Origin of the sequence: uncultured Acetatifactor sp. (genome assembly GCF_948601915.1) — a bacterium.
Taxonomy (GTDB): domain Bacteria; phylum Bacillota; class Clostridia; order Lachnospirales; family Lachnospiraceae; genus Acetatifactor.
The window spans coordinates 1-8,456 of sequence record NZ_CAPDXS010000046.1 but is presented as its reverse complement, the minus strand read 5'-3'; the positions used below and the strand labels follow the sequence as shown (position 1 = coordinate 8,456).

9 protein-coding genes and 1 pseudogene are annotated in these 8,456 nt (G+C 46.1%); all 10 read right to left on the bottom strand.

Annotation, left to right across the window (positions count from 1 at the left end):
• Positions 1 to 410: 410 nt before the first annotated feature.
• Positions 411 to 983: an FHA domain-containing protein gene (locus Q2B33_RS09835; RefSeq protein WP_300812821.1), complete on the bottom strand. Its 573-nt coding sequence runs from the start codon at positions 981 to 983 to the stop codon at positions 411 to 413.
• A complete protein-coding gene (locus Q2B33_RS09830) occupies positions 983 to 1,423 on the bottom strand; it encodes a J domain-containing protein (RefSeq protein WP_300782846.1) in 441 nt (146 codons plus the stop codon). The genes Q2B33_RS09835 and Q2B33_RS09830 overlap by 1 nt, the downstream gene beginning before the upstream one ends.
• Before the next feature lie 100 nt (positions 1,424 to 1,523).
• Positions 1,524 to 1,952, bottom strand: a complete 429-nt coding sequence (locus Q2B33_RS09825; protein ID WP_300782844.1) for a membrane-associated protease 1 — start codon at positions 1,950 to 1,952, stop codon at positions 1,524 to 1,526.
• Positions 1,953 to 1,996: 44 nt separating this feature from the next.
• Positions 1,997 to 2,425 (bottom strand): membrane-associated protease 1, encoded by a 429-nt coding sequence (locus tag Q2B33_RS09820; protein WP_300782841.1) that lies wholly within the window; start codon positions 2,423 to 2,425, stop codon positions 1,997 to 1,999.
• 38 nt (positions 2,426 to 2,463) lie between these two features.
• Positions 2,464 to 4,632 carry a transcriptional regulator gene (locus Q2B33_RS09815; RefSeq protein WP_300782838.1) on the bottom strand — a complete coding sequence of 723 codons (2,169 nt, stop codon included), beginning with the start codon at positions 4,630 to 4,632 and terminating at the stop codon, positions 2,464 to 2,466.
• Between the two features lie 26 nt (positions 4,633 to 4,658).
• Positions 4,659 to 6,671, bottom strand: coding sequence for a vWA domain-containing protein (locus Q2B33_RS09810; protein ID WP_300782835.1), 2,013 nt, complete (start codon positions 6,669 to 6,671; stop codon positions 4,659 to 4,661).
• A 27-nt stretch (positions 6,672 to 6,698) separates the two neighbouring features.
• The gene (locus Q2B33_RS09805) at positions 6,699 to 6,824 is read right to left on the bottom strand and encodes an AgrD family cyclic lactone autoinducer peptide (protein WP_300782833.1); all 126 of its coding nucleotides are present in this window, start codon (positions 6,822 to 6,824) and stop codon (positions 6,699 to 6,701) included.
• On the bottom strand, positions 6,805 to 7,395 hold the full coding sequence (locus Q2B33_RS09800; protein WP_300782830.1) for an accessory gene regulator B family protein: 591 nt from the start codon (positions 7,393 to 7,395) through the stop codon (positions 6,805 to 6,807). The genes Q2B33_RS09805 and Q2B33_RS09800 overlap by 20 nt, the downstream gene beginning before the upstream one ends.
• Before the next feature lie 263 nt (positions 7,396 to 7,658).
• Positions 7,659 to 7,865, bottom strand: a complete 207-nt coding sequence (locus tag Q2B33_RS09795; RefSeq protein WP_300782827.1) for a hypothetical protein — start codon at positions 7,863 to 7,865, stop codon at positions 7,659 to 7,661.
• A gap of 301 nt (positions 7,866 to 8,166) precedes the next feature.
• A pseudogene (locus Q2B33_RS09790) lies at positions 8,167 to 8,456 on the bottom strand (RNA-binding protein); the annotation flags it as partial.

Below are 8,456 nucleotides of genomic sequence, written 5' to 3'. Positions count from 1 at the left end.
CCCGGAAGTATCATGGTATTAAGCTTTTTAGGGTCATAGACGATTATGGTATGGTTCTTACGGTTGATTTCATTGTCACCAAGAATCTGGATGTCCATGTCATCTCCCCTGCCCACGAAGTTCTTTCCTTCATGGACTTTGTAGTCCGCCCCTACCCTGGCTCCTTCGATGCAGACAATCCATCCACACACAGGAAGGACTGTCTCCTCCAGGATTTCTACCGGCGGTTCAAATCCGGCCGGCTTTTCAGGAGCCGACTCTTCCTGTGTCTTCATATTGCAGTAAGGACATATCTTCCCATAGCGCCGCGGGTTATATACATGCCCATTCGGACATTTTGCCAAACTCATATCTATCAGCCTCCAGTCTATCCTTCCTACCAGCCTGATGCGGGCTGCATAGTAAGCTTTCTATGTCAACAACAACCTTGTATTGGCGATATGCAGGATGTCCCCTGCTGAAACCCTGCATGGATGATGGATGACCTTATAGCATTCACCATCTTCTGCCTTTTCCACCTTCACGCCATTATGGGATTCTGCATCCTCCACATACCACTGATCCAGACAGAAATTCAATATTGCATGCTGGAAGTCCACAAAGCTGCTGTATGCGCAATCTGACAAATCCACATCCGGCCTCTGGCCCTGCCCTGCTTTTCCTATTATCAAAGCAGTCCGCCCTTGCATATCCCATGATCTGATTGGCTTTCCCTGCTCATCCAGCAATACAAGACTCCTGATTCCATGAGGCTCCATGGCTTCGGGCACTCCTTCTGTAAAAGGGGCATCCCTTTTCCGGCCTTTCAACGCAAAATCTACCATTGCCGCCACCATGCATATCAGGACAAGCGCCATCCCCAAATAAACCGAATCCCTCATTTCTGTCAACCAGTAAAAACATGCTTCCAAACTGACACCGCTTAACAGAATCAGAATATCCAATATACGTTTTCCGCTTTGCCCCTTTTTCTTCTGCGCCATCAGTTCTTCCCTGTCCTTCCCCGCCCATTGCTCCCAAAAAAGGAGGCGAACATTTCCTCCGGCTTAATCGGGCATCCATCAGACATCGCCCTGCTTCTCTTATTGCCATTCGCCTCTTCTTTTTTCTGGAACCCGAAATACTGACCAAACTGGCCCACGCCACTTCCTGGCCACCCGAAAGGCTCACTGCCCTTTCCTGGAGGTCTGCCCTCAGGTTTCTGGCGGATATCTTTTCGAAAATCCTCATCATATTTCTTCCGGCGCACCTCATCCTTTAGGCATTCATACGCCTCCTGGATTTCATACATCCGCTTCTGGCTCTCTTCATCCTCCGATGCCGCATCAGGATGGTACCTCTTCGCCAGTTCACGGTATGCGCGCTTTATCTGTTCTGCAGATGCGTCCTTACCGATTCCAAGAATCCTGTAATAATTCTTCATTCTTCTGCCCGCCAGTGTGTTTTATCGAAAAGGGGCCGCCCGCAAGCAGGCAGCCCCTTTTCTCCTGTATCCGCTACAGCTGCTTGCGGAACCTGCCCGGTCATGAGGCGCTGTATCCGCCCTCCACCAAGACCTGAGCCATCTTATCCTTTTTCTGCTTCATGACAAGGGTAAATGTCCCGATGCCTTCCACATCGCCGTATTCCTCCTTGTAATCCACCACGAATGCATTAGGATAAGTATATTTCCTCACTACCTGGGATGCCGCAACCACTTCGGCAGTCACTTTCCTGTAGCAGTCCGCACTCTCTGCCGGAACCAGCGCCCACTGCCCCAACTGCCTGGTGCCGTCAAAAGGGTCTCCGTCCACCGCAGTCAGAATCTTTCCTGTTACCGTAATTGTGCTGCCCAGGTCTGTAGATCTTGCATTGCTGTCTTTCGGGATGTCCATGCATACCTTTACACCAGTTATACTTGTCTTTCCCAGTTCAATCGTAGAGTTCCCTTCTACCTTTAATGTGAATCCCATAATCTGCTCCTTTCGCATTCCTCCATAGAATTTTAGAACGATCTTTATTCCCCGCTGAACCCGCCTTCAAACTTCAGGTTCGCCATCTTATCCTTCTTCTGCTTAATCAACAGGCAGAAAGTCCCTACACCTGTCTCGTCCGAGAAATCCTCCTCATACCCTACCACGAAAGCATTGGGGATGGTGACCTGCCGTACCACCTGGGAAGCGCTCACGACATCCACCTCCACTTTCCTGTAACAGTCTGAATTCTCTGCTGCAACCAGCGCCCACTTGGCCAGCTTTATCGTATCGTCCGCCGCTTCGCCGTTCACTGCTGCCAGAATCTTTCCCTCGATATAGACCGTGGAACCCAGATCTGTAGACCTTGCATTGGAATCCTTAGGGATATCAGCACCGAACCTGACAACGCTGATACTGGTTTCCCGCAGATTGATTGTTTCGCTTCCTTCGATTTTCAAACGTAATCCCATTTTTTGCCTCCTTACATTTTCGTGCCAACGGCACAGATTTATTCATTACCAGCTTTTCTGGTAAGCTGCACTTTCAGGTTCCTGGTATTGTTGGCAAACGTCACCAGGACATCGCACATTCCGTTCTTCTCATCAATCTGGCAGTCCAACTCATCGCCATCCTGAAGGATGGAATTCACGAACTGCCTGTTCGCATCCCATTTGCTCTTCTGGCTGCTGGGATTGCTGCTGAAGAACTTCGATATCTTATCCTGTTTAAAGTCTCCGCTGTAGAAACGCAGCATCCGTTCAATATAGGTCACTACAAGCGTCTTATATATAGGCTCGAACTCATTTCCGTTGCTCAGCAGGTTCCGCGCTTTATATACGGTTATGCTCTTGATTTCCTGCCCTTTGTACTGGGCGTTATCGGATGAAAACACAAACCCAAACCCTGTACGGTTTATGGAATTCTTTATGGCATTTGTATATCCAGAAATTTCCTTTGTCATGCTGGTCGTAGCCAACAGCGCATTGTCGTCTGCCTCAATGTCGAACCGCACGCCCGGATACTCCATGCTGGTATTCCGGAACCGTTGCTTCAGGTACTCAGGGCACTGCCATGCTGCCACCATGCCTGCCGCCTCATATGCCGCGCCTACATAAATCCCTTCTAGCCACATCTTCATTACGTCTTCCTTCTCCGAAGACAGTGCTGCATTTCCCTCACTGTCCAGAATCATCCTTTTATCTAACACAAGCCCGGATTTATCTTTTGGTATGACTGTGACGTTAGGGATGCATGGCACCACAAATTCACTATATGACTTTTTCATAAGGGACGTACATTTATCCTTGTACAACTCTATCCCTTCCGTTGCGATGTAGCTGAAAGTAGTCTCTTCTCCTGTACAGAAACTGAAGAAAGTAGTAATCCTATAAGGTTCTATGGCGTTCATCAGCGTAGCCAGGCTTTCCATGGAGTTGGTTCCCTGCTTTTCCTCCTTCTGATTCCCGGCGAACCTGATTCTCTGAAGCGTCCCGCCGCCTGACTGGTTCAGTTCCACGTCCGGCACTATACCAAACCAGATGGTATGGTCGAATTCGTTTTTGTCATTCGTTGTATTGAGATATGTAAGCATCCTGGGCAGATTGCTGGCCTTCACCAACATGTCCAGAGATATGTTAGTAATCAGTAGTTTGGGCTGCATCCCCTTTTCCTTCACCTTGTACTGGTCGAAAAAGGTCTTTACGCCAAGTATCTTCTCAATCAGCGGTTTCACTGCCTTTACAAAGTCATCCTTGCTCTTCTTGTAGAATTCCAGATAGCTGTTGTAGTTCCGCACTTCCATTTCCTGGTTCACGCTGCTTTCCATAGTGGAGCCCAGCGGACAGAAAGTCCTCACCACCAAATCCCTTACATAATCGGACGGTGTATCATTCAGCGCATCATAATCTTCCTGAAAGGTCTGCATCAGACTCAGGTTGACCTTGTCATCCACCACTGCAAGCTGGGTGCTTTCTTCCTGTTTCATCTCCAGAATCTTCAGCTCCCCATCCTCTCCCATGCTCAAAAGCCCTGCCTTGAAATCGGGCTGTCCTTTTCCGGATTCTCCGCTTTCCAGAAGCAGACGAGTCTTTATGTCCTCTATCGCCAGTGGCAGCATCGCTAGCACATTGTTATAGTTCCGGCTAGCCTGCTCGAACTGATAATTCAGCTTATCTCCTAAATCCAACCGCTTTGGATCTTCTTCATCCAGTTCCATATACTTTCCATATGTGTACTGAATCTCCCTCCGCACCTGCCGTATATCGTCCATAATCTTTTTGGGAGAGATCATGTCCAGTATATTGCTGAACTGGAAATCAACATTTGCTACGCCCTGTGCGTCCCTTGCACCCAGCAGTGTGACCAACATATTCAAAAGGTCATTTGACTCATTCAGCGGAATCTCAGTTATGCAGTTCGGGGGAATGGTTTCAGGTTTTTTCAGGCTGTACTGTATATTCCCAGTCGTTGCATCGCACCAGGAATATACCACTGGGCTGAACTTCTCCATAAACTCCTCGAAGCTTCCAACCAGCAGTTCATCATTGATTTCCTTGACCTTGTCGTCATCCAGACTGCTCTTACCGCGCACGTCCCCAATCAGCGTCAGCAGATTAAGACGTTCAGGATTCATTTCTGTAAATAAAATGGTCCTGTTCGTCTGCGTAATTGTCTCCATGACAGCTACCTCCTACTTGTCTTTTTCTATTGAAATACGGCAATATAATGAATTTCCAAATCATATCTTCCATCAGGCGAAGTGATGTAAACCACATCCCCGAAATTGATTGCATGCTGTGTCTGTCTACATATAATGGAGTTCCCTGCCATGACGCTTGAAGCCGAAGCATGGTAAAGAATCATGCTGCGTTTCTCGCCTGCAATCAAAAAGATATTCTGCAGACACAAAGCCTGTGCCTGTTTCGGGTAATCTCCGAACAAATCTCCCAGAGCTACCCTGCCTTCCTTTACCCTCTCCATCTGAAAAGAAAGCGGCGGCACCTCTTCCTCATCCTCAGGCTGCAATACGAAATAAGCATCCAGTTTCCCATGAAAACAGTTCTGCTTCTTTTGCTCTGTCAGACGCTCCAATTCAGGCTTTGGCCTATATAACAGTTTCAGCATAACGGCAAGCAGCATAACTGCCCCAAGAGCTGTCGCCCACCAGTATGCCTTCCACAATGGAAGTACTGCGATATGGTAGATACAGGTGGATACCACCTCTCCATCGCTTACCTGTATGGTTATGGCATGGTTCCCTGATTTTTTAGGGACAACCGTCAACATATCCCCATCCAGGTGTACATCAATCCCTTCTCCGTATCCATCCAAAACTGTATATGAGAGCGAATCCCCATCTCTATCTTCAAAAAAGTCCTTCAAACACAGGCGGCGCTCCCCATCCAATATTGTACAGCTTTCCTCTGGGATACTGCCTGATGGCTCAGAATTGGCCACATTGACTTCCGCTTTCAGCGTATAGCTTCCAAAGCTGTCTGTAAGCGTCCCTGTCAAGCCGTATGTTCCAGAATGCGGAAAAGAGAGCCCTCCTTTCAGCACTCCTCCAGACACCTCCGCTTCTATCGTCTCCACCATTGCCTGCCCAGTGCCGTCAGGCATCACGACATCCAGCTCCCACGAAAAGGACTGGTAGAACCCTGAATCAAGGATTGCCTCACCATTCCTGTCATTAAAGTATGCATGGTACTCCAGTTCCTGATTCTTTCCCACTTCTCCTGCTATCTCCAGCACCGGATAGAGCCTACGGTAACTGATGACATAGGCCTGCAGATCCTGCCTTTCCTGTGTCTCCGTTCGGATGACCATCTCCTTTACGGCATTATCAGCCATCCCAATCTTTGCAACTGCATACTGAGCCATATCCTCAAACAGGATTATCCTATCGCCATATTGTATAGAAGTCTCCCCTATCGTGCCTGAAGATAACAGAAGGATATTTATCTCATCTGCATAAGGCATGTCCAGCACACATATAGTTTCCTGTAGACCTCCTGCATAAGTTCCATTTGAAAACCGGCGCATTTGATAATGCAGATTATCCGGCAGGACGCCATACAGTACATCGATTAGGCTCTCTGGTGTCTCTGCCGAAAAGCTTTGTCCCTCTGTCTCTTCCGCGGCCTCTTCCAGAACCTCCCTGCTTCCGTCATACTGCCCGAATGCTATTGTGAATATTGGGACATCCTTCTCCCTGCACTGCTGGATGCAGTCAGACATCTCTTGATTGGACTGTTCTTCTGTTCGGGTGCCGCCTTCTGGCAAATCTGTTTCACCGTCCGATATCAACACCATCATCCGGCGTACACCATTGTCCTCAGACAGCAGTCTGTATGCATAATCCATACCCAAGCCTATATCGCTATACCCTGAATACGCTATGCTCCCAATCTCCGCTTTCAAATCCTCCCTTTCAACATCTGTCCCTATCGGGCTAATCGATGAAAAAGAGGATATTCGGTCACTATATGCCACATATCCAATTCGAACCCCGTCTGACGGTATTGTATCTATAAATGCCTGAACCATAGCAAGCCCCATACGGGAGGGGTCATTCGCCTTCATAGAGCCGCTGCAGTCAATGACAAAAACAATTTCAATGGATGAATCTCCGATATTATTCTCTTCAGCAGATACGGATTGAGGGAAGAGGTATAAACATAGGACAAAGCTGTACAACAAAAAACATATCCTTCTCATACCTTACTCTTCCCTCCCGTAAACACTTTAATTCTTCCGCTTTCCAACAGGCTTCTTCGGCTGATGCAGCCCGAACTCTGATGCTGTGCCATCTGCCCTCTTAGCAGCCTTGAAAGCTGTCTTGGCTAACAACTCAAGCAATTTCTTTTTCATGTCTGCTCCTCCTTCCTTTCATCATATAGACCAAAATAATTATGAATACACTTGTAAGCCCTGCCGACAGCCTCTCTGCCCGCAATGCACACAAGACGATTCCTACTACTGACCACAGCAGATATATTTGTATGCTTCTTTTACGAAAGTGTTTTCTTTCCTTCTCTTCAAATGGCCTGTTGTCATGCTCGATGGGAGCTTTTACCAGAATGCATATACCAAGCATCAGCAATACGGCTGCCAGCAGGATTCCACTGCTTTCAATAAATATTACAATGCCTTCCACCATTGCTATATATACAAGGCATGTCAGTGCAAAAAGAGAAAAACACTTTCCGTAGCTGTCAGAATGGTATCCTCCGCAAAAGAACCTCAAGGTAACAAACACTACATAAAAAATGCCTATTTCGGAAACCGCATGGAATATAATGCCCATTCCGAATGCTATAAAAAAATTGAACAGATTTGCCATCGATATCTGAATGCCATATTTACAGATTTCAAAGTCATCCTCATCAATCATTCTTTCTTTATACAAAATTTCCGTCAACAAAAAGGGTATTTTTTCCACAAAAGATACCTCCATATTGACAATATTATACACCTTTCGCTAATGATTACAATATAATCTTCATAATCCGTACAGTTACACCACAATCCGTAAAGGCTGCCGAAATAACCTTTTCGGCTATACATTACTATCAAAATAAAAACGCTGAATTTCAATACAAACGAAATTCAGCGTTTCATCACCCTATACTTTTTACAATCCATATATCATTGTTCAAGACTATCACTGTTGTCGGCACAGATTCCAATGTATAACATTTTTACTTACTTTTTCTCCTTATCTGCTTCAGCCGTCTCTGAATCATCACTTAAGTCCATCTCCATACAATTTTTGCAACACTGCAACACCAAAGTATTAAATGATATGCCTTCCCTCTTGCTTACTTGCTTTAACCAATTGTAGAGAATTGAAGTAAAGCGCACTGTAACACCAATATTCGGGTTGAGCATTTCTCTGTCAATATGAAACATGGCATCCTCCATTGTTTTTATTTAGTTATACAATCAGCACAACAAGTTAATATAATAGTAATTATATCCAATTTCATGTTTACGTGTATATAACCTTATATGGATATATATATAGTTCTATCAATATAACCTTGTATCGCTCTATTCCATATCATCTACATTTTTTTCAAAAAAATGCTTATTTCCCCCATCTTTCAAAACAGATATAATTCCTGACACGCAAAAAAGCCGAATGGCAAAATGCCATCGGCTCTTTTTAATTCTTTTAGACTCTGATTATGCTTCCTATTTTTCAAAATTATTACAAATTTCTACGAATCACCCTAGTGATTATCCCCACAGCTACCCCGCGCTCTTCATCCAAACGTGTCACCGCAAAACTTACATCATCCTTCTTTCCAGGTGTCCGATAGTCAAAGCAGGAATGAGCCACCGCGTTCACCCCATTGGACAGTCGGATATACACCACTCCCTTATGTACATCCGTGACCTTTCCCGCATACTTGCTCTGGATGCGGCATTTCTTCAGGTTGTCATGGCTCGTGTTCTGGGACACGCTCTTGATGTCCGCCTTGACCGCAATCTCCTCCA

Coding starts and splice junctions, on each gene's coding strand:
- Q2B33_RS09835 (WP_300812821.1), bottom strand. CDS start 983: ATGGCGCAGAAGAAAAAGGGGCAAAGCGGAAAACGTATATTGGATATT.
- Q2B33_RS09830 (WP_300782846.1), bottom strand. CDS start 1,423: ATGAAGAATTATTACAGGATTCTTGGAATCGGTAAGGACGCATCTGCA.
- Q2B33_RS09825 (WP_300782844.1), bottom strand. CDS start 1,952: ATGGGATTCACATTAAAGGTAGAAGGGAACTCTACGATTGAACTGGGA.
- Q2B33_RS09820 (WP_300782841.1), bottom strand. CDS start 2,425: ATGGGATTACGTTTGAAAATCGAAGGAAGCGAAACAATCAATCTGCGG.
- Q2B33_RS09815 (WP_300782838.1), bottom strand. CDS start 4,632: ATGGAGACAATTACGCAGACGAACAGGACCATTTTATTTACAGAAATG.
- Q2B33_RS09810 (WP_300782835.1), bottom strand. CDS start 6,671: ATGAGAAGGATATGTTTTTTGTTGTACAGCTTTGTCCTATGTTTATAC.
- Q2B33_RS09805 (WP_300782833.1), bottom strand. CDS start 6,824: ATGAAAAAGAAATTGCTTGAGTTGTTAGCCAAGACAGCTTTCAAGGCT.
- Q2B33_RS09795 (WP_300782827.1), bottom strand. CDS start 7,865: ATGTTTCATATTGACAGAGAAATGCTCAACCCGAATATTGGTGTTACA.